Genomic DNA, 22699 nt, shown 5'->3' on the forward strand with positions numbered 1-22699 from the left:
AGACAGGCATAGAAAATTCTCCATGCCTGTCTGGGTACGTTTACATTATAAATGAGACAGCTTCTCATTCTTAATCAGCTAATTACTCATTATCCTCTGCAACAGAAACTGCCAGATCCTCATCTTCATCGATTTCTTCCGTTTCTTCTGCAGTTATGATATCCTCTTCCTCATCCGGAAGGACGTCTTCCTCCACGCCTTCGTCAAAATCGAATTCATCGTCCATATCCAGCATGTCATTCAGCGTGTCGTCGGTGCTCAGATGCACGTCGCGGTAGCGCTTCATACCGGTTCCGGCAGGAATCAGCTTACCGATAATTACGTTTTCCTTCAGACCGATCAGAGGGTCAACCTTTCCTTTGATTGCAGCTTCGGTAAGAACCTTGGTAGTTTCCTGGAAGGATGCTGCCGACAGGAAGGAGTTGGTTGCAAGAGCCGCCTTGGTAATACCAAGAAGAATCTGCTTGCCGTCCGCCGGCTGTCTGCCAGCTGCCACAAGTTCTTCATTCAGGTCTTCGTAATCCAGAGCATCCACAAGTGTGCCGGGCAGATATTCGGTATCACCGCTGTCTTCCACACGCACCTTCTTCAGCATCTGACGAACGATAACCTCGATATGCTTATCGCTGATATCAACACCCTGGAGGCGGTATACACGCTGTACTTCACGGAGCATGTAATCCTGCACTGCACGGATACCCTTGATCTTCAACAGATCGTGGGGGTTAACGCTACCTTCGGTCAGTTCATCACCAGCCTCAAGTATCTGGCCGTCCATAACCTTGATTCTGGAACCGTAAGGGATCAGATAGGCTTTGGATTCGCCTGTTTCACTGTTGGTTATGATAACTTCACGTTTTTTCTTTGTATCCTTAATGGCCGCCACACCGCCGAACTCTGCGATAATCGCAAGTCCCTTGGGCTTTCTGGCTTCAAAGAGCTCCTCGACACGGGGAAGACCCTGTGTGATATCATCACCGGCAACACCGCCCGTATGGAAGGTACGCATGGTCAGCTGGGTGCCGGGCTCACCAATTGACTGTGCAGCGATGATTCCGACTGCTTCACCAACCTGCACCGCTTCACCGGTAGCCATGTTGGCTCCGTAGCACTTGGCGCAGATTCCGTTTCTGGAACGGCAGCTTAATATAGTACGGATTTTCACGCTTTCCACAGGTTCACCCTTATCATTTACGCCAACGCTGAGAATTCTCTCCGCACGGCTGGGAGTGATCATGTGGTTCTTCTTAACAATGACATTACCATCGCGATCCTTGATTTCCTCACAGGAAACCCTGCCGGTAATTCTGTCCTTCAGGCCTTCGATGGTTTCTTTTCCATCCATGAAAGCCTTAACTTCCATGCCTGGAATTTCCGGTCTGTCTTCACAGCAGTCCAGTTCACGGATAATCAGCTCCTGTGATACGTCAACCATACGTCTGGTCAGGTATCCGGAGTCAGCGGTACGCAGAGCCGTATCGGACAGACCCTTACGTGCGCCGTGCGCGGACATGAAGTATTCCAGTACGTCCAGACCTTCACGGAAGTTTGATTTGATGGGCAGCTCGATGGTACGGCCGGTTGTATCGGCCATCAGTCCACGCATACCTGCCAGCTGCTTGATCTGCTGGTTGGAACCACGGGCACCTGAGTCGGCCATCATGAAAATATTGTTGTATTTATCCAGTCCTGCAAGCAGAACGTCCGTCAGCTCTTTATCCGTTTCATTCCAGGTCTCCACAACCGCACGGTAACGCTCTTCCTCTGTGATAAGGCCGCGGCGGAAGTTCTGTGAAATACGGTCAACGGTAGCCTGCGCTTCTGCCAGCATTTCCGGCTTCTTTTCAGGAACGGTCATGTCGGAAATGGAAACTGTCATGGCTGCCCTTGTAGAATATTTGTAGCCGGTTGCCTTGATATCATCCAGCACCTCAGCCATTCTGGAGGAACCATGGATATTGATAACCTTTTCCAGAATCTGCTTCAGCCCCTTCTTGCTTACGTGGAAGTCAACCTCCAGCTTCAGAGCATTTTCCGGAACGCTTCTGTCCACAAAGCCCAGATCCTGAGGAAGGACTTCATTGAAAATAAAACGGCCCAGCGTAGATTCTACGATATCAGACATTTCAGTGCCGTCAGGCATCTGCTTTGTAATTTTAACTTTAATTCTTGAATGCAGGGTCAGCGCCTGGTTTTCATAAGCCAGAATTGCTTCATTCAGGCTCTTAAAGCACTTTCCTTCGCCCTTGGCTCCGGGTCTTTCCTGTGTCAGGTAATAGATACCAAGTACCATATCCTGGGAAGGGACGGCAACAGGGCCGCCATCGGAGGGCTTCAGCAGGTTATTGGGTGAAAGGAGCATAAAACGGCACTCTGCCTGCGCTTCCACGGAAAGAGGAAGATGCACAGCCATCTGGTCACCGTCGAAGTCCGCATTGAAAGCCGTACAAACAAGCGGATGCAGCTTGATAGCCTTACCTTCCACCAGGATGGGTTCAAATGCCTGAATACCCAGTCTGTGCAGTGTAGGGGCGCGGTTCAGCATAACGGGATGCTCTTTGATAACATCCTCCAGAACGTCCCATACCTGAGAATCCAGTCTTTCCACCAGCTTCTTGGCATTTTTAATATTCTGGGAAATGCCTCTGGCCACCAGTTCCTTCATAACGAAGGGCTTAAACAGCTCGATTGCCATCTCCTTAGGCAGACCGCACTGATAAATTTTCAGTTCGGGACCTACGACAATAACGCTTCGTCCGGAATAGTCAACACGCTTGCCCAACAGGTTCTGACGGAAACGGCCGGACTTACCTTTAAGCATGTCGGAAAGGGATTTGAGCGCCCTGTTTCCGGGTCCTGTTACCGGACGGCCTCTTCTGCCGTTGTCGATCAGGGCATCAACTGCTTCCTGAAGCATTCTCTTTTCATTACGGACGATAATATCCGGAGCGCCAAGCTCCAGCAGTCTTTTCAGACGGTTATTTCTGTTGATAATCCTGCGGTACAGGTCGTTTAAGTCGGAGGTCGCAAAACGTCCGCCGTCCAGCTGTACCATAGGACGAAGATCCGGAGGAATTACCGGGATGGCATCCAGAATCATCCACTCCGGACGGTTGCCGGATTCGCGGAAAGCTTCCACAACCTCAAGACGCTTGATTATTCTCGCACGCTTCTGGCCGGTAGACTCATTCAGCCCTGTTTTCAGTTCTTCGGATTCTTTTTCAAGGTCAATAGCTTCCAGCAGCTCTTTGATGGACTCGGCGCCCATGCCCGCCCGGAATTTATTTCCCCAGGTTTCCCTTGCGTCCTGGTATTCCTTTTCGGAAAGCACCTGCTTGTATTCCAGGTTGCTTTCGCCACGGTCAAGTACGATATAGGAAGCAAAGTAAAGTACCTTTTCCAGCACTCTGGGGGAAAGATCCAGAATCAGTCCCATACGGCTGGGGATACCTTTAAAATACCAGATATGGGAAACCGGCGCAGCCAGTTCGATATGTCCCATACGCTCACGGCGGACGCTGGACTTGGTAACCTCAACACCGCATCTGTCGCAGACAACACCTTTGTATCTGATTTTCTTGTATTTACCGCAGTGACATTCCCAGTCCTTGGTAGGCCCGAAAATTCGTTCACAGAACAGTCCGTCTCTTTCCGGCTTCAGCGTTCTGTAGTTGATGGTTTCGGGCTTCTGTACCTCACCTCTGGACCAGTCCCTGATCTTTTCAGGAGAAGCCAGGCCGATTTTGATGGCATCGAACGTCATCGGCTGATATACTTCATTTTTTGTAGTTGTTTCAGACATTGTGCACTCCTTCCAAAACTATTCCGGATGAACGGGCCTGCCCTGCGCAGGCCGTTCATTTTCCATACAGATGCAGATTATTCTTCGATTTCCTCGAAATTCTCATCTATATCGAATTCCAGGTCATCTTCAGGCTCCTCTTCTTCAGCAGTCACCAGTTCTCCGCTCTTATCGTCGAATTCCTGATGCTGGTAACCGAGTTCGCCAAGAGAATCTTTTTCATACTTCTCATAACCTTTGGAGTCACCTTCGATTTCGTAGCGGTAATCCGTATCACCGTAGTCCACCGTTTCCATGATTTCCACTTCCGTATTGTCCTCACGCAGAACCTTAACATCCAGCGCAAGAGACTGCAGCTCCTTCAGCAGAACCTTGAAGGATTCCGGAATGCCGGGCTCAGGGATATTTTCACCCTTGATAATGGCTTCGTAAGTCTTCACACGTCCCACGACATCGTCGGACTTCACTGTCAGGATTTCCTGCAGAGTGTAAGCAGCGCCGTATGCTTCCAGCGCCCAAACTTCCATTTCCCCGAAACGCTGGCCGCCGAACTGCGCTTTACCGCCCAGAGGCTGCTGTGTTACAAGGGAATAAGGGCCGGTGGAACGCGCATGGATCTTATCGTCTACTAGATGGTGCAGCTTCAGGTAATGCATGTGTCCGATTGTTACCGGGCTGTCAAAATACTCTCCGGTACGGCCGTCACGAAGCCTTACCTTTCCGTCCCTGCTGATGGGCACGCCCTTCCAGAGTTCTCTGTGATCTCTGTTCAGAGACAGGTACTGGAATACTTCAGGACGCAGCTCATCTTTATGCTTTGCTTCAAATTCTTCCCATTCCAGGTTCACGTAATCGTTTGCCAGGTCAAGGGTATCCATAATATCATTTTCATTGGCGCCGTCAAATACCGGTGTTGCCACGTTAAAGCCCAGTGCCTTGGCTGCCAGGGACAGATGGATTTCCAGTACCTGTCCGATATTCATACGGGAAGGCACGCCCAGAGGATTCAGTACGATATCAAGCGGGCGTCCGTTGGGCAGGTAAGGCATATCCTCCACGGGAAGCACACGGGAAACAACACCCTTGTTGCCGTGACGGCCTGCCATCTTGTCACCTACGGAAATCTTTCTCTTCTGTGCGATGTAAATACGCACTGCCTGATTCACACCGGGAGAAAGCTCATCGCCGTTTTCCCTCGTAAATACCTTGGCATCCACAATGATACCGTATTCGCCGTGAGGCACCTTCAGGGACGTATCCCTTACTTCTCTTGCCTTCTCACCGAAAATGGCACGCAGAAGCCTTTCTTCAGCCGTCAGTTCGGTTTCTCCCTTGGGAGTTACCTTGCCCACAAGGATATCGCCTGCACGGACCTCTGCACCGATGCGGATAATTCCTCTGTCGTCCAGATCCTTCAGGGCTTCATCACCCACACCGGGAACGTCTCTTGTGATTTCTTCCGGCCCCAACTTTGTATCTCTGGCTTCCGCTTCGTATTCTTCAATATGGACGGATGTATATACATCCTCCTGTACCAGTCTCTCACTTAAAAGAACAGCATCCTCGTAATTGTAACCTTCCCAGGTCATGAAACCGATGAGAGGGTTCTTGCCCAGCGCCAGCTCGCCTTCTGAAGTGGAAGGGCCGTCTGCGATTACCTGGCCCGCGGAAACATGGTTGCCCTTGAATACGATGGGTCTCTGGTTGTAGCAGTTGCTCTGGTTGCTTCGTGAAAACTTTGTAAGATGGTATTCAACCTTCTCACCGTCATCACAGGTCATCTTGATCAGGTTGGAGGATACATAGTCGATAATACCGGGCTTTCTGGCAACAACGCAGACACCTGAGTCAACGGCTGCCTTCACTTCCATACCGGTTCCTACCGCCGGCGCTTCCGTGGTGAGCAGCGGCACCGCCTGACGCTGCATGTTGGATCCCATCAGCGCACGGTTGGCATCGTCGTTTTCCAGGAAAGGAATGAGGGCTGTAGCTACGGAGAACACCATCTTGGGAGATACATCCATGTAATCAAACATGGTCTTGGGATATTCCTGCGTCTCTTCACGGTAACGGCCGGATACGGTATTTCTCACGAAATGCCCTTCCGCATCCAGGGCCTCGTTCGCCTGTGCCACATGGTAATTATCTTCTTCATCAGCTGTCATATAGACAACATCCTCGGTAACCCTGGGATTCATCGGGTCCGTTTTATCAATCTTACGGTAGGGTGCTTCCACGAAACCGTATTCGTTAATTCTTGCATAACATGCCAGAGAGTTGATCAGACCGATGTTGGGTCCTTCAGGCGTCTCGATAGGGCACATCCTTCCGTAATGGGAGTAATGTACGTCACGTACCTCGAATCCGGCACGGTCACGGCTCAAACCGCCGGGTCCCAAAGCGGACAGACGTCTCTTATGGGTCAGCTCGCCCAGCGGGTTGTTCTGATCCATGAACTGGGACAGCTGGGAGGAACCGAAGAATTCCTTCACGGCAGCCTGTACCGGTTTAATGTTGATCAGAACCTGCGGAGAAATTTCTTCCGCATCATGCGTGGTCATTCTTTCACGGACCACTCTTTCCATTCTGGACAGACCGATACGGTACTGGTTCTGGAGCAGCTCGCCCACAGCCCTGATACGCCTGTTGCCCAGATGGTCGATATCGTCATCGTTGCCGATGCCGTATTCCAGATGGATGTTATAGTTAATGGAAGCGATGATATCTTCCTTCGTAATATGCTTCGGGATCAGCTCATGGATGTTCTTCCGGATGGCCTCTGCCAGCTCTTCCGGATCCGCAGAATACTCTTCCAGGATCTGCGCCAGGACAGGATAATATACCAGCTCGGTAACGCCCAGTTCTTTTGGATCACAGTCCACATAATGTGTGATGTCAACCATCATGCTGGAGAGCACCTTTACATTGCGCTCCTCTGTCTCAATATATACAAAAGGAACCGCACTGTTCTGGATGGTGTCCGCCAGTTCAGCCGTCACCTTGGTTCCCGCTGCGGCAAGAAGCTCCCCTGTTGTGGTGTCAATCACATCCTCAGCCAGGATATGGCCGCGGATTCTGTTTCTGAGCATCAGCTTCTTATTGAATTTATATCTGCCGACTTTCGCCAAATCATATCTTCTGGGGTCGAAGAACATGGCATTGATTAAGCTCTCCGCGCTTTCCACGCTGAGAGGCTCGCCGGGACGTATTTTCTTATATAACTCTAACAGACCCTCCTGATAATTCTCAGCAGTGTCCTTGGCAAAACTCGCTTCAATCTTGGGTTCATCACCAAACAGTTCTCTGATTTCATCATTGGTACCGACACCCAGCGCACGAATCAGAACCGTGATCGGGACTTTCCTCGTCCTGTCCACACGAACGTAGAAAACGTCGTTGGAATCCGTCTCGTATTCCAGCCACGCACCACGGTTGGGGATCACCGTACAGCTGTAAAGCCTCTTACCGATCTTATCATGGCCGATTCCATAATAAATGCCAGGGGAACGAACAAGCTGGCTGACGATAACACGTTCTGCGCCGTTAATAACGAAGGTTCCTGTCTCAGTCATCAAGGGCAGATCGCCCATGAAGATTTCATGCTCTGTAATCTCTTCTTTTTCTTTATTGTAAAGACGTACCTTAACCTTTAAGGGGGCCGCAAATGTGGCGTCTCTTTCCTTACATTTCTCGATAGAATACTTCACATCGTCTTCGCACAGTTCGAAATCCACGAATTCCAGGCTTAAATGGCCACTGTAATCTTCTATTGGAGAGATATCGTCAAAGACCTCTTTCAGGCCTTCATCGAGGAACCACTGATAGGAATTCTTCTGAACTTCAATCAGGTTCGGCATCTCCAAAACTTCCTTCTGCCGTGAATAACTCATACGCATATTCTTGCCGGTGGCAATTGGACGTATTCTGTTCTTTTCCATTGACATTTCACCCCGTTCTTATGATTTGTTTGCCATTCGTTCCCAAGGAGGCACTTCTTTACCGCAGAAAAACCTGATGTCACACCCTCTGAATGGCAAACGAATAGGCGGCCGCAGGCAGTAATGTAACCCGCCAACAGGCAGCTTGATATTAGTTTATCGGTTTTACGCACAAAAATAGCATAACTTACCACAATAGTGCACTATCCATTCTACTACAAGAAAAATGGGAAGTCAACCAAAATTTTTGTAATATTGTGGATAAATAAAAAGAAACCTCTGCCGTGCTGGCATAAAGCAGCAGGCAAAGGTTCCTGACAAGTCATTTCGTTTTCGAAAGATACTCCGATTATTTAAGAGTAACTTTAGCGCCTTCAGCTTCCAGTTTAGCTTTGATGTCATCAGCATCCTGCTTGGAAGCAGCTTCCTTAACAACCTTGGGAGCGCCGTCAACAACGTCCTTAGCTTCTTTCAGGCCAAGACCGGTTACTTCACGAACAACTTTGATAACCTTAACCTTGTTAGGGCCAACTTCTGTCAGCTCTACGTCGAATTCTGTCTTCTCTTCAGCTGCTTCAGCTGCGCCGGCACCTGCTGCTGCAACTACAACGCCTGCTGCTGCGGATACACCGAATTCTTCTTCACATGCTTTTACAAGATCATTTAATTCTAATACGGATAATTCTTTGATTGCATCAATAATTTCCTGAGTGGATAATTTAGCCATTTTATTTTACCTCCATTTAATTTGTTTAAAATTGATTTATCTGCTAATGTACTGATTATTCAGCAGTTTCAGGTGCAGCTTCTGCTGCGGGTGCCTCTGCTGCTTCTTCCTGTGCTACGGGTGCTTCGCATGCTCCGGCGCCGCCTTTTTCAGCCAGCTGCTTCATAACGCGTGCAAAGTTGGTAATAGGAGACTGGATGCTTCCAAGCAGTTTGGAGAGCAGTTCGTCTCTGGAAGGAATCAGGGAGATTTCCGCCATTCCCTTCGCATCATACATAGTGCCTTCTACTACGCCGGCTTTGATTTCAAGCTTGTTTGCAGTCTTTGCGAATTTAGCAAGTTCTCTGGCGGGTGCGGTAGCATCCGTATTGGAAATTGCAATTGCGCTGGGTCCTTCCAGGAAAGGTGCCAGTGCTTCAAAGTCTGTTCCCTTGAAAGCAAAGTTCATCATTGTGTTCTTGTAAACTTTGTAGTTGATTCCCGCTTCACGAAGCTGTTTACGAAGAGCTGTATCCTGTTCTACGGTAAGTCCGCGGTAGTCAACCAGTACGACTGACTGCGCATCCTTAATCGCTTCGGAAATCTCTGCAACTACAGGTGCTTTAAGTTCAACCTTTGCCATTTCTTTACCTCCTTATAGATTTTTCTGAAAACAAGTTCAGTGCCGAAAAGGAGTTTACGCCGGTGCCGTCAGCCTGAGCTGCAGCCGGATATAAAAAAACCTCTCTGCGAAGACACAGAGAGGATAAGTTACGGATAAACCGTTACAATCGTCAACTCTTTTCCTCGGCAGGCGCTGTTTTCTTATACCGGAATACCGGTACCTGCTGTCTTCGGCATGGCCGCTTGCGACCTTTCTCAGACTATCACATGCTGTAATGTTTGTCAACATTTTTTTGTGTTTTATATTGACACTTTTTTTGAATACATTGATTGTGCTTTATTTTTCCATCAGCTTCAGACAACAGGGGCCTCAGGCATAAGGCCGGTGGCTTTTTCAAAAGCCTGCGCCCATTCGGCAGTGCGGTAAAATACAAGCGCTCCCTGCCCGTTATCCCCGATGACATAAAAACGCTCCGCCGCATCCGTCTGTTCCAGCAACCCGTTGAATACCCCAAGGATATCCGGATCGATCCAGTCATACTCCACATCCATATCCCAGGAGCAGCTACGCCCTTTCCACAGAAGCTTAACCGTTATGCTTCCGCTGCCGGCTTCCCAATCCATATTTTCGGTATCCTCCGAGATCTCCGTCACATCCTCCAGCGGGCTGTCCCCGGCAAGCGCCAGCATTCCCTCCAGCACCTCCGTATAATCGTTGCTGATATCCCAGCCTTCAAAATCAAACCAGAACACCTCCTCCGGATAACCGGAAACCCGGCCGTTTTCATCCCTGGAAGGCACGCCCAGCTCAGTCAGAAGCCAGGTATAGGGATAGCCTTCCACATACACACGCGTCATGTCATCCTCCATCACCCCACGCACCCTGTCCGCCAGCTGATCCGTGATGGAAAATCCAAGGGAACGAAGCGTCTCTACCTGTCCGTCCAGCGGCACATAATCAGGATAGTCCGCAGGGTCAAAGGCTTCCGTCCATTCATTATCCGCATAGGCGGCCGCTTCTTTCTGCGCTTCCGCCCGCTGTCTGTCTCTGGCAAAGCCGCTCCAGATCCCGACCGCAAACATGGCCAGCAGCACAAAGGCCAGGCCAACGTAAAAAAACCAGCCCGGCAGATATTTCATGCGTTTTGACGGCAGGCCGGCAATCCCCCTGCTTTCACAGAACCTGCACATGGCTTCCGCCTGCTGATAGCTTTGAATCCCTTCCTTCAGAATCGGTATGAACTGAACTTTATTCTTCTTAAACAGAAAAAATTCTTCATCTGTTTCCACCAGCCAGCCGAATTCCTCCCACTTTAGGAAGCTCCTGCTCCGGCCCGCCATGATCTGTATGACGCCTTCCTCCATTAAATGAAGTTCCCAGACGCCGTAAATATCGTTCTGCAGGGTACCGTTCCTCACCTGTTTGCGGATAGTTTTTTCCGGGTCCGACTTCCACCGAAACAGCATGAGGAAAACAAGCATGAGAAACAGCGCCGCCGGAAACACTGGCGTATGGTCGCCAGACCTGAAAAACCAGAACAAGCCTGCCACGACAAATACAACGCCATATACGCCAAGAAAGGTCTTCATATTCTGCGGGAAGCCAAGCGTTCCGGAATTGATGGTCATTAAGGCATTCTTATAAATGGAAATCCACTTTTCCTCATCCACCGGAAATGTAAAGGAAAACACAGCGCCTGTCTGCGGCTGCCGCCCCATTCCGGCGCTCCAGCCTGCGGCGGGGTTTTCCGGTTTTCCGAAAAGCTCCCGGAACCGCTCCAGCTCCCCGGCGTTTTCAAACACACGCAAAGGCAGGGGATACCATACAATCTGCCTTTTCGACTGGGAATACCCCAGCATGAGAAGGTTTTTGCTTTTTACTATAATATTGATGCGGCTGCAGGGTATTTCCCCTGCGCCGCACGCACTGCTTTTCAGCAGGCCGTCCTCCACCCACAGAATCCGTTTTTCCAGGAAATGTTCCTTTTCCAGGAAGCGGCAGGTGCGAAACATATCAACTCCCAGCGCCGCCGCAAACAAAAACAGGATAACAACGCTGAAGGCCGGGCTGATAAACGCTTCCAGCACGCAAAGCAGCAGGAGAATCACCCAGACACGGCCCCGTCTGCGATATTGCTCCAGAACCGCCCGTATGGAAAATTCCTTCAGTTCTTTTTTGGTGAAACAAAAAGTATATCGGTTCATCCGGCCTCCTGTACTGTCAGTTAAAAACTGGTGTTATTCCCGAAATACGGATCTGCCTGCTCTGCGTTAATGGCAGGATTATACTTAAGATTCAGGAATTCAGTAAAATTTTTCTGGAAACTGGTTTCCAGCTCCTTGGTATAGCCCACGATCATATGCGGCTGTTCCTCGGCATAGTATTTCAGTGCCTCATGCGCTTCATCCTCAGAAAGATTGATGGAGATCATTTTCTTTGCCATATTAAAAACGCGGAGCTGGCTGACGCTGTATTTTCCCGTCTGCTTGAAATAATAGCCCCATACCAGGTCCCTGTTGGCCAGTATGTTCGCCTTGGGCCCCTCTACGTAAACCGTCCATTTTCTGCCAACCCATGTATTCTTTCCTATCGGATGGGCCTGGGCAAAATCCGCTTCAATTGCAGCCAGGGATACGGAAGGGTTATTGTGCAGGTAGGTATTGATTTTGCCAGCATACCTGTTGCTGAAAATACCAACAACATTAACGATGAAATAAATCAGAAGGAGGAGCGCCGCCGCCATGCATACCCAGAAGAATACCACCGACTGTCCTCCGATTTTGGCGGTGTCAATTGTATAAAGGTAAACCACGTCATAGCTGCTTTCCTCGATGCCCATCTCAGTTAATGTTTCTTTGTAATACCTCTCAAGCTGTGATTCCAGCTTCGTCCATGTACCGGTTACCTTCAGCGTTGCCGGAGGAGCCACCGTATTGGTTTCATCGCCCCAGTAATTCCAGGTATCGTCAATCAGGTCATAAAGCTCGTTTTTCTGGCTCTTTTTCATATAAATACTATAGTAATACCAGATGGAAGAATTGTTTTCATAATCATCAACCGCATTGAAAACAATATAGCTGTTTCCATCCACCGAAGTGCTTTTGGAACCGGTTTTGGTATTTGTCGTTGTGGTGGTGTGCTCCACATAATCCGTAAGGAAATTTTCCACCTCAATCGTTACGTATTTCCCCTCATACTGCTCAGGATCGGCGGTTACGTCAAGTTCGGCGGGACCGGTAATCACATCAAAAACAGCGAATTTAGTCAGGGCCAGAAGGCCGATGACAACAACGATAGATATAATAGCTCTTATCGTCAAGGATTTTCTTGACTTTTTCTTCAGTATGTCCAACATTTTCTCTTCCCTCGTATTTCTCTAGTTTTCCGGAACAGCAACATAGCCTTCCTCATCTATCTGCACCTTTGGTGACAGGCTGCGCATATGGCCGATGACTCTGGCTTTTTCTGTTCCCTCGTGTATTGTTGTCCTGCAGTCCTTCTGCAGAGCCGGGATAAACTGGAAGCTTTTCAGGCTGCCCGATTCCTCATCCAGGATCGCCCTTACAAGACAGGTGTCCTGTGTTTTGGAGTTAAAAAGGAAATTGCCCAGGCTGTAGATAACCGGCGTATTCCCGATATAGTCTATCCCCTGAAGGACATGGGGATGGTCGCCTATAATCAAATCTGCCCCGGCAGCCGCAATCCGGGGCGCCTGTTCCTTTTGCGCCCAGTCCAGCTCGGTGGTGCTTTCCGTTCCCCAGTGAATGTAGACAACCACAAAATCGCTGTTTGCTTTTGCTTCCGAAACAGCCTGAAGCAGCATGTCCACATCCCTGCACCGGAATACACCGGGAGAGGTTTCCGTGGCCCCTTTGGTGTCGGGGTTGTCCACTCTTTCTATCTGTGTTGCGGAAAGAAAGGCAATTTTTAAATCTCCGGCGATATAGTAGACGGGCCGCACCGCCTCCGCCAGATTCCTGCCCGCCCCTGCATAGGGCATCCCGATGGACTGCAGCGTATCAAGCGTATCCGTCAGGGAAACCTCGCCGTAATCGTAGGCGTGGTTGTTGGCAAGGGACACCAGATCCACCCCCATGTCATGCAGAAGCGACGCATGGGCCGGATCGGCCCGGAAGGTGAAGGCCTTTCCCGGAGTGGGCGCGCCTCTTTTGGTATAGGTAAATTCATTGTTCACCATAAAAATATCCGTGTCCCGCATCACTCCCAGCAGTCCGGAATCAATGCTTCCTTCAATCCCCTGTCCTCTGCTCTTCATTTTGGCCATAATGCTGTAGCCGTCATCAAACAGAATATCGCCGGCAAAAACAAGGGATACCTCGCCTTCAGCCGCAGGCGTTATAGTATAGATGTTCTGCTGTGCCATAAGCTCCGGGTTATTGAGGATATCCGCATACTTCCCCTGTTCTGTTTCTGCGGCCGTTTCCGTTTCCGCGTCATTTCCGCCGAACAGCGAGAACACTTCACCCTCCACGGTCACAGCCGCCAGAACCATTCCCCTGTTTCCCAGGAAAGCCCAGCTCACAAGCAATACCACGCTGCCCACGGCAATGGTGATGAGCATAGTCAGCAAAAAGATGCTTACTCTCCCGTTCTTTCTTCTCTTTCTTTTCCCTGCCATGTCCATCACCTTCTTTCTTTTCTGCAGTACAATCCCCCTCTGTACCTCAGTCTTTCTTTCCATGCTATTATTATCAGGGGTAAACGCCATTACGTCAAGCCTGTAAAATTCTGCCGCACATATTTCTCCAGGAACAAAAAAAGCGCAGCCGTTCAATCCGGCTGCGCCTGTTTCTTCATCTATAAAATTAATATTTAGCAACAGATACCTTTACGCCAGGGCCCATTGTGGAAGCCAGGGTGATGCTTCTTAAATACTGTCCCTTCAGAGCTGAAGGTTTTGCCTTTACGATAGCATCCATAAGAGCGTTGAAGTTCTCTTCCAGCTTTTCTTCTGTGAAGGAAGCTTTTCCGATCGGCACATGAACGATGTTGGACTTATCAAGTCTGTATTCGATCTTACCGGCTTTGATATCGTTGATAGCTTTGGTAACGTCCATTGTTACGGTACCGGCCTTCGGGTTGGGCATTAAGCCTTTCGGTCCGAGAACCTTACCAAGACGTCCAACTACACCCATCATATCAGGAGTAGCTACAACAACGTCAAAATCAAGCCAGCCTTCATTCTGAATTCTGGGGATGAGCTCATCGCCGCCAACATAATCTGCGCCGGCAGCTTCTGCTTCGTTTACTTTATCTCCTTTGGCGAATACCAGAACCTTAACGGTTTTACCGGTTCCGTTAGGAAGCACAACAGCACCACGGATCTGCTGCTCAGCATGACGTCCGTCACAGCCTGTTCTGATATGAACTTCGATGGTCTCATCAAATTTGGCTGTTGCTGTTTTCTTTGCTAATGCGATGGCATCGGTGGGTTCATAAGCGGTAGCGCGGTCTACTAATTTAGCAGCTTCGCTGTATTTTTTACCATGTTTCATTTTCAATTCCTCCGTTGGTTATTAACGCAGTACTTTTGTTTTCGGCGCGGAAGGCTCCGGGCCGGAATACTGCTCCCAATTAATCAGTTTTAGTCTTCTACTACAATACCCATGCTTCTTGCCGTACCGGCGATCATGCTCATAGCTGATTCCAGAGAGGCAGCATTGAGGTCAGGCATCTTCATTTCTGCGATTTCCTTAACCTTGTCCTTGGAGATAGTTGCAACTTTGGTCTTGTTCGGCGCACCGGAACCGGACTTCAGATTGCATGCTTTCTTCAGCAGTACTGCAGCAGGCGGAGTCTTTGTTACAAAGCTGAAGCTTCTGTCTGCGTAAACAGTAATTACAACAGGGATGATTAAATCTCCCTTATCTGCTGTTCTTGCATTGAACTGCTTGGTAAATTCAACGATATTAACACCGTGCTGTCCAAGAGCAGGACCAACCGGGGGAGCTGGTGTCGCTTTACCAGCAGGAATCTGTAACTTGATGTATCCTGTAACTTTCTTTGCCATGTCAGGCACCTCCTAAATATAATGTGGTATGGCGCAGCCATAATGCACGCGTTTCAAACGCGCGGCCCGTCCCCTTCCGGGAAACCTCCGGCGGAGCCAGGGCACTGCTTCCACAGTTTAACGGATTTCTCCATTAAACGTCAGACTATTGTAATTTACGAACCTCTGCAAAGCTGATTTCCACAGGGGTTTCCCTTCCGAACAGCTCTACATTTATCGTAGCGGTCTGCTTGCCGTAGTCAATTCTCTGCACAAGCCCGACCGTATCCTTCCATGCTCCTGCAACAACGACGATGGTATCGCCCTCTGCAAAATCAATGGAAACATTCTCCGTTTTAATGCCAAGCGGCTTCATTTCCGCTTCTGTAAGCGGCACCGGTTTGCTTCCCGGTCCTACAAACCCTGTCACGCCTCTGGTATTACGTACGACATACCAGGTATCATCATTCATGACCATGTTAATCAGGACATAGCCGGGGAACATCTTCTTCTGGACTGTTTTCTTAGCTCCGTTCTTCATCTCCACAACATCCTGCATGGGGACACGGACCTCCAGAATTTCTTCTTCCAGGTGCCTGTTCTCAATTGTCTTTTCAATGTTGGCCTTTACCTTATTCTCATATCCGGAATAAGTGTGGACCACATACCAGTTTGCTTCTGCCATACGTTCACCCCACTGTTATTTTACAAGGAAATCAACTGCATACTGAAGGATCATGTCCAAAACGGCAATGATGCCTCCGAGTACAATTGAAATTCCTACAACAGCGGCGGACTGTTTCAACAGCAGTTCTCTGTCCGGCCATGTGACTTTCTTGAATTCTGCTTTCACACCATCAAAGAATTTCGGCTTGGACGTCTTTTCTTCACTTGAGGAATTTCCCATTACCTGCACCTCTCTGTCCGTCTGGCTGATTATTTGGTTTCTTTGTGCGTTGTGTGCTTCTTGCAGAATCTGCAGTACTTGCTTGTTTCCATTCTGTCAGGATGTGTCTTCTTATCCTTTGTTGTGTTGTAGTTACGCTGCTTGCACTCTGTACATGCCAATGTGATTCTTGTACGCATGGTATTCCACCTCCACCTTTTTCTCTGTTAACCTATATTGTCTCACGTAAGCTTCTCGTCTTGATTCATTCTCTGAACGCCGACAACCGCCCGTGGTCAACACCCTCACGGGCTATTGACATAACTGGTCTTTTCGGAATTTTAAGCATAAAAAAAAGACCTAAATCTCATCTCGCCTTATGACTATAGCACACAGTACCGCCGAAAGTCAAGCTTTTTTAGAGGAGGGAGGGAGGATTTTGTATGAGGCTTGGGCGGCGGAGCGGTGGCGGGGCAGGGGGCGGACGGGGGAAGGGCGGGGGCCGGGTTTTTCATGGGCCAGTCAGGCCGGGCATTGCGATGAGCCTTGGGCGAAAAATTGTGTCAGGGTCCTTCCACAATTTTTAAGTCTCATCTCCATGGCCTGAAGATGGTCCCATGAAAAACCCGGCCCCCGCCCTTCCCCCGTCCGCCCCCTGCCCCGCCACCGCTCCGCCGCCCAAGCCTCATACAAAATCCCGGCCGCCCTGAACTTATGTGATATGCTGGGCGCTCGCAGAGATGCCTGTGTCCGGCCGATTGTGTCACTCACTGCGTTTCGTAATGAATTATGACGTTGTCGATGCGGGGGGCGCAGAGGGAGAGGCTGTAGTCTGGATGGAAGGGGATGGATTTTAGTTGGGCGCCGTTGATTTCGGCGGCGGGGGCGGTTGGGGCGGCGGCGGTGAAGGAGGCGAAGTTTTCGTCGATGCCCTGGCCGGTGTATTTGACGTAGCTTTCTTTGGCGGCCCAGATGTCGAAAAAGTCACGGTAGGCGCAGCGTCGGAGGTATTCGTTTTCCTGGGGGTGGAAAAAACGGGAGGATATGCGTTCTTTTCTTCCTTTGGTGTGGAGCTGGAGATCCAGGCCCACTTCAGTGGGAGCCATGGCGCAGGCCCAGTATTCGCCGCTGTGGCTGATGGAAAAGTGGAGCCAGGGGCAGTCGGGGAAGTAGGGCTTGCCATGGCTGCCTTTTTGTGTGCGCCAGGATGGGGCGGGCGGCTGGCCGGGGGCAAATGAAAGGCAGGCGGGGCTGTGCTGCGTCAGGTAGTGGGTGGCTGCGCGGGCGAGGAGGGCAGAGGAAAGGAGCTTTGCCTGTTGTTTGGGCGTATCCTCTGCCAGTATTTTGCCGGAGGCTCCGTTTTCATTTTTATTTTCGTTTTTGTTTCCTTTTATATGGTAGATATAGAGGACGATTTCCCCTTTTTGTGTTTCCATTTATACTTCAAGTCCTCTTTCCTGCATGTAGGCGATGACGTCCTTTACCTGATGCAGCTTCCAGACGTCCCGGGTGGGTATCGTCGTATCAAAATATTCCTCAAATGCGCTTACAATATTCATAAGTTCAAAAGAATTCAGGCCCAGATCCTGGACGAAGTCCGTTTCATAGTTGAGATTCGTTTTTCCGGTAACGTGGAAAACAATCTTCTGAATGAGTTCCAGCACGATAAATCTCCTTTCAGACCATATGTCTTTTTATTTTTTTTGATGCTGTCTTTGAAAATTCCTGCTCCCTGATATTTACCATCTGGATCTGCTGGTAAATGGGCAGGTGTTCGTTTATGCTGTTGATTTCCGCCTGGAGCTGTTCCAGTATTTCATAGGAAGAAAGGCCCTTGGCGCGTTCCGGATCAGGGTATATGCTGGCGGCCAGCTTTACGTCGTCGGCGGATGCACCGCTGGCGGCCCCGTAAACGAGAACATCCTTTACCAAAGGGATCACGCTGATTTTTTCTTCCAGCTTTTCGGGGGAAACTTTCTTGCCGTTTTTAAAAACTATAAGGTTTTTCTTGCGGCCGGTAATATAAAGGAAGCCTTCCCTGCTCAGATGGCCCAGGTCGCCGGTACGGAACCATTCGCCTTCCATAACCTCGGCGGTAAGCTCAGGAGCCTTGTAGTAGCCGTTCATAACGGATTTTCCGCGGACCCAGATTTCCTCATCCACGATTTTCACCTCGCAGCATGGCAGCACGTAGCCTACGGAGTCCATATCGTAAGAATAGTTGCTGTTTACCGCCACCAGGGGGGAGCATTCGGTGATTCCGTAGCCCTGGAGGACGAGAATTCCCAGCAGGAGGAATTCTTCTGCTATTTCCCGGCTCAGGTGGGCGCCTCCGCATATGATGATGTGCAGGGAGCCAACGCATTTTTCACGGATCTCATCCAGGATTTTACTGCACTTATGGATGCCGACCCTGCGCAGGATTTTATGGATTTTGAGCAGGCGGCGCAGGCCGTCGGCCTTGCCTTCCTTCTCCGCATTCAGCCACAGCTGGTTATGGATGGCTTCGATCATGAGGGGGACGGTGAGCATGGAGTCGGCATGGGCCAGATGGAGATCGCGCATGACTGTTTTCAGATCACCGTTGATGATTAGCTGGGCCCCTCTGACCATAGTGGCCAGCACCGCGCAGGTCATGCCATAGGTATGGTAAAAGGGCAGGGAGGAGAAAACCCGCTGTTCTGCGGAAACATATACGCTGGAATCGCTGGCATTATGCAGGATGGCCTGATGGCTGAGCATAACCGGCTTGGAAGCGCTGGTGGTTCCTGAGGTGAAAACAATGGCTGCGGTCTGTCTTGCTTCAATATCCATACAGCGCCATGGCTGCTTTCCGTCTGCCAGGAGCGCCCTGCCTTCCTCCCGCAGGCTGCGGCAGGTTAGCGCACTGCTGCCCTTCTGCTCGCCCAGCATGGCAAACAGCCGGATTCTTTCTTTTCCTTCGGGAATGCTTTCACAGATGGGAAGGCAGACATCGGAGGCAAATACGGCCTCAGCCTCGGCCATCTGCATCATCTGCCAGATGCTGTCGTCCGCCTGTTCCGCGTCTATGCATACCGCAATTCCGCCGGATGCGGCGACGGCGAGGTAGGTGATGATCCAGTCATAGCTGTTTTCCCCTACCAGGGCGATATTTTTACCGGCCAGGCCGCGGTGGTAAAGGGCCTCCTTCAGCTGTCTCACATCCTCCGCAGTCTCACGGAAGCTGCGGCACATTTCCGTTTTATTTCTCAGGAACCAGGAAATCGCGGGTCTGTCACCGAACTCTTTTTCTATTCCCTCCATAAAGGCATCGAAGGTATCATAATGGGTTACCTGATTGCGCGGGAAATTTTTCATTCATTTTCTCCTTCTTCTTCTTCTTCAACTGCTTTGCCGGTTCCGTATTTCTCCATTGCTTTTTCCTCACCCATTTCATCCAGCATTTCCAGGAAGGCGTCCACCACCTCGGGTGAAAACTGTGTCCCTTTTCCCCGCCGCAGTTCGTCCAGGGCCTGTGCCAGGGACAGATTGCTTCGGTAATGCCGGTGGGATGTCATGGCGTCAAAGGAATCCGCAACGGCAATAATTTTGGATTCCTCGGGTATTGCATCCCCCTTCAGTCCATCCGGATATCCTCTGCCGTCAATCCATTCGTGATGGGAACGGACAATGGGCACCACATCGTTGAACAGGGTTATGGCGGAAAGGATTTTTGCGCCCTTGCCGGAATGCTTTTTGATGTTCGCATATTCCTCTTCGTTCAGCTTGTCCGGCTTTAAGAGAATTTTATCCGAAATGCCGACCTTACCGATGTCATGGAACAGGCCGGCCAGACGGATTCTCTCTATGGTATGTTTATCCTTTTTCATCTGTCCCGCAATATCTGCCGCAATGGCGGAAACCCTGTCGGAATGGCCTCTGGTGTAAATATCTCTTTCATCCACGATGGTTCGCATGGCATTGATGATTTCCACATAGCTTTCGTTCAGCTGCTCGTAAGCCTTGGTCAGTTCTTCATTCTTGGTGCTGACCAGCCGGTGGAGCTGGCTGTTATGCAGTGCTGAGGATATCTGGCGGATATAGATTTCCATCATCTGCACCTGGACGTATTCCGGGGATACGCCCGGATCGGTTCCCAGGATTCCTATGATTTTATGCTCCTCATCCTCGATGGGCGCAAGCAGCATATCAGCAAGGGTGATAACCTTCTGCCCGTCAAAATGTGCGTTTTTTACAATATCCCTCACTTCCTCCTCAGTGATATCTCCCAGGATGTGCAGTTCATTTTCCCCTTGGGAGGCTGTAAAATCCGATATCATGAAAAAGCTTCTGTCTCCCTGGAAAATATTCAGGGTGATACTGAGAATGCTTTCATAAATGGAACGGGTGTTGTCCAGATCATAAATCTGGGGCAGGGCCTCCATCATGAGGGACAGGCCGTTTTTATAATTCTGTATGATACGCATCTGGGAAATGGATTTTACGCAGGACTCCACAAGCAGCTCCAGCTGGTCAAAGCGGTCGCTTTTCTCGTAGTAGCCCTGTATATCCAGGTCACGGATGGTTTTAATTGGCGGTGCCATGCTTTTATGTCCGGTCAGCAGTATGATGTAGATTTCTTTGTTGAATCTTCTGATTTCCTCCACCACCTGATCTCCGCAAACGGGAGACATCAGGAAATCCAGCAGCAGGATATCGTATTTTCCGTTTCTTACCTGTTCAATTGCCTGATAAGGGTCATTCACCACATCTACGTAATAGCCGGAGCGCTGGAAATAGGCCTGCAGCGTGGATGTCATGATATAATCGTCATCCAGCGTCAGGATTCGGAAATCTTTATGCAGCGTTCTCCTGTTTTTTCTCATTTTCCTACAGTTTCCCCCTTTGTTATGTTCTCTTCCTGTACTTCACTCTGCGGAATGGAAACGCCCACGACAGCGCCGCCTGCCGGATTGTCCTCTGTCCACATGGTTCCGCCGAATTTTCCTCTGACTACTGCATCGGAAATATAGAGTCCCAGCCCTGTGCCGTAGATACCTTTGCTGGTGACCATTTCTTTAAAGAGCCTTTCACGCACCCTTGCGCTGATGCCCGGCCCTGTATCCCTCACAAAAATCTTCAGTACTTTTTCGTCCCTTTTCACACCTATGGTTATGGTACCGCCTCCCACCTGCTTCTGCGCATAAATGGCGTTAGAGAGCAGATTGTTGAGCACCTGGACCAGATTGTTGATATCTCCCCGTATCACATAGATGCGTCCGTCTTCAATTTCCGTTGCCACACTGCAGCCGCTGCTCATCAGCTCATGCCGCATGAGGAGCATGCTGCGTTTTATCAATTCTTCTGTAGTAAAAGTGACCTCATCGCTGGTGCTGACGCTGGCCGCCTGCCCCTTTATCGCCGTGATGATATCCGACATGTAGGAGGAGGATTCCCGGACCTTTTCAAACCATTCCTCCATCTCCCCATATATTTCCCGGTAATCGTCCGCCGTCACATCCGGGTCTTCCAGGTTGTCCCTGCATTCCTCAACCAGGTTTTCCACCGCCGAAATACAGCCGGATATGCTCATGATGGGTGTTTTCAGGTTATGGGCAAGTCCGCCTATCATCTGGCCCAGCGAAGCAAGCCGTTCCTGCTCCATCATTCTGGCCTGGCTGTCCTGCAGCTGCTGCATGCTTTTTTTCAGCTGGGTCACATCCTTGAAAATCGCCACATAGCCGGAAAGGATCTCCTTAATATACAGGGGCGTCACATCCACCACGTAATAATTTTTCCTGGTGCCCTCACCGAAATCAATGGTGATCGCCTGTTCGTAGGTGATGGTGGAGCCGCTTTCCTGGCAGGAGGAAACGGCTGTAAGGAGGTTGTAGATTGCCGTCTTTTTATAGACATCCTCCTTTTTCACACAGTCGCTCAAATACCTGCTTTCCGTAATGCCGTAGCCTGAGGCCAGGATTTTTTCAAAGGGCTTGTTATAGCTGATGACCACGCCGCTTTCACTGAGCACCAAATAACAATCGGAAATCCAGTCCAGCACCCGCTGCATGGCGATTGGCCTGATATCCAGAATATGCAGCTGGTATATGGCGATGCCGTTTAACACAATGGTGACGATAAAGCTCAGAGGCGTGGCCGTTATGGACAGGGTGCTTGTGACCGTAGCCACCACGCTCACCGTCAGCGGGCACAGGCAGCCGATGGTAAACATCAGGCACTGCAGCATATAAAGCCTGCTCTTGTTATGCAGTGCGAAATTAATCATCAGCGTCAGGCTGACCAGCTGGCAGAGCCAGCTGTAAAGCCCTGTCACCGCAATATACGGCCCGAACACTATCTCGCTTCTAATGGTGGAGAAAACCCGGTAATGCAGGTGGTGCAGCGGGTTGGTCCACACCACAAGAATGGTAAGCAGCGGGATAAAAAAGAGCCACATGCTTTTCCTTGGCATCTGCTCCCAGCCCTTGACAAAAATCAGGGCAATGCAGAGGCAGAATACCGGCATCAGCGCTCCCATAGTATTGGTCCAGGCATCCCAGAACATGAGCGCTAACGTATTATCCGGCTTCGTCAGCTTCATCCCCAGCAGGGCAATAACGCACAGTCCGTAGGAGCCAGCCAGCATGAGGTAAAATTTATGGATTAGCTGAAGCCTTTTTACTTTAAAACTCCAGATAAAAAATAATATGATTGCAATCAGCGCCGTTAAAAAGATGGCGGCAGAAAAATCAGATATCATTTTTGCTCCCA

The 22699-nt window shown here is 49.9% G+C and carries 17 protein-coding genes and 1 other annotated feature; all 17 genes read right to left on the reverse strand.

The genetic code is table 11. The annotated features are described in order from the left end of the window. Positions 1-82 precede the first annotated feature (82 nt). Entirely contained in the window at positions 83-3802 is a 3720-nt protein-coding gene (gene rpoC, locus FYJ45_RS10545) for a DNA-directed RNA polymerase subunit beta' (protein ID WP_021636843.1), read from the reverse strand. A gap of 77 nt (positions 3803-3879) precedes the next feature. Then, positions 3880-7740 carry a DNA-directed RNA polymerase subunit beta gene (rpoB, locus tag FYJ45_RS10550; protein WP_021636842.1) on the reverse strand — a complete coding sequence of 1287 codons (3861 nt, stop codon included), beginning with the start codon at positions 7738-7740 and terminating at the stop codon, positions 3880-3882. 349 nt (positions 7741-8089) lie between these two features. Beyond that, positions 8090-8467 (reverse strand): 50S ribosomal protein L7/L12, encoded by a 378-nt coding sequence (gene rplL, locus FYJ45_RS10555; protein WP_021636840.1) that lies wholly within the window; start codon positions 8465-8467, stop codon positions 8090-8092. Between the two features lie 55 nt (positions 8468-8522). Further along, positions 8523-9089 (reverse strand): 50S ribosomal protein L10, encoded by a 567-nt coding sequence (rplJ, locus tag FYJ45_RS10560; RefSeq protein WP_154464549.1) that lies wholly within the window; start codon positions 9087-9089, stop codon positions 8523-8525. Positions 9090-9173: 84 nt separating this feature from the next. After that, positions 9174-9322: a sequence feature (ribosomal protein L10 leader region), on the reverse strand. Between the two features lie 102 nt (positions 9323-9424). Continuing rightward, the gene (locus tag FYJ45_RS10565; protein WP_154464550.1) at positions 9425-11275 is read right to left on the reverse strand and encodes a hypothetical protein; all 1851 of its coding nucleotides are present in this window, start codon (positions 11273-11275) and stop codon (positions 9425-9427) included. Between the two features lie 20 nt (positions 11276-11295). Further along, complete coding sequence (locus FYJ45_RS10570) at positions 11296-12426, reverse strand: DUF6709 family protein (RefSeq protein WP_154464551.1); 1131 nt, start codon at positions 12424-12426, stop codon at positions 11296-11298. A gap of 21 nt (positions 12427-12447) precedes the next feature. Continuing rightward, positions 12448-13773, reverse strand: coding sequence for a CapA family protein (locus tag FYJ45_RS10575; RefSeq protein WP_235930754.1), 1326 nt, complete (start codon positions 13771-13773; stop codon positions 12448-12450). A 124-nt stretch (positions 13774-13897) separates the two neighbouring features. After that, positions 13898-14587: a 50S ribosomal protein L1 gene (gene rplA / locus FYJ45_RS10580; RefSeq protein ID WP_021636834.1), complete on the reverse strand. Its 690-nt coding sequence runs from the start codon at positions 14585-14587 to the stop codon at positions 13898-13900. Positions 14588-14676: 89 nt separating this feature from the next. Next, on the reverse strand, positions 14677-15102 hold the full coding sequence (rplK, locus tag FYJ45_RS10585; RefSeq protein ID WP_021636833.1) for a 50S ribosomal protein L11: 426 nt from the start codon (positions 15100-15102) through the stop codon (positions 14677-14679). 145 nt (positions 15103-15247) lie between these two features. After that, a complete protein-coding gene (gene nusG, locus FYJ45_RS10590) occupies positions 15248-15766 on the reverse strand; it encodes a transcription termination/antitermination protein NusG (protein ID WP_021636831.1) in 519 nt (172 codons plus the stop codon). Between the two features lie 15 nt (positions 15767-15781). Beyond that, entirely contained in the window at positions 15782-15988 is a 207-nt protein-coding gene (gene secE / locus FYJ45_RS10595) for a preprotein translocase subunit SecE (protein ID WP_021636830.1), read from the reverse strand. 29 nt (positions 15989-16017) lie between these two features. Then, entirely contained in the window at positions 16018-16167 is a 150-nt protein-coding gene (gene rpmG, locus FYJ45_RS10600; protein WP_009256180.1) for a 50S ribosomal protein L33, read from the reverse strand. Positions 16168-16734: 567 nt separating this feature from the next. Then, positions 16735-17403, reverse strand: a complete 669-nt coding sequence (locus FYJ45_RS10605) for a 4'-phosphopantetheinyl transferase family protein (protein ID WP_154464552.1) — start codon at positions 17401-17403, stop codon at positions 16735-16737. Beyond that, entirely contained in the window at positions 17404-17631 is a 228-nt protein-coding gene (locus FYJ45_RS10610; protein ID WP_021636827.1) for an acyl carrier protein, read from the reverse strand. 13 nt (positions 17632-17644) lie between these two features. Then, positions 17645-19306: an AMP-binding protein gene (locus FYJ45_RS10615; RefSeq protein WP_154464553.1), complete on the reverse strand. Its 1662-nt coding sequence runs from the start codon at positions 19304-19306 to the stop codon at positions 17645-17647. Continuing rightward, the gene (locus tag FYJ45_RS10620) at positions 19303-20814 is read right to left on the reverse strand and encodes an HD domain-containing response regulator (protein WP_154464554.1); all 1512 of its coding nucleotides are present in this window, start codon (positions 20812-20814) and stop codon (positions 19303-19305) included. Before FYJ45_RS10620 ends, FYJ45_RS10615 begins: the two co-directional genes overlap by 4 nt. Then, complete coding sequence (locus tag FYJ45_RS10625) at positions 20811-22688, reverse strand: sensor histidine kinase (RefSeq protein WP_207708414.1); 1878 nt, start codon at positions 22686-22688, stop codon at positions 20811-20813. Before FYJ45_RS10625 ends, FYJ45_RS10620 begins: the two co-directional genes overlap by 4 nt. Positions 22689-22699: the final 11 nt, after the last annotated feature.

Source organism: Eisenbergiella porci, from assembly GCF_009696275.1.
Taxonomy (GTDB): domain Bacteria; phylum Bacillota; class Clostridia; order Lachnospirales; family Lachnospiraceae; genus Eisenbergiella; species Eisenbergiella porci.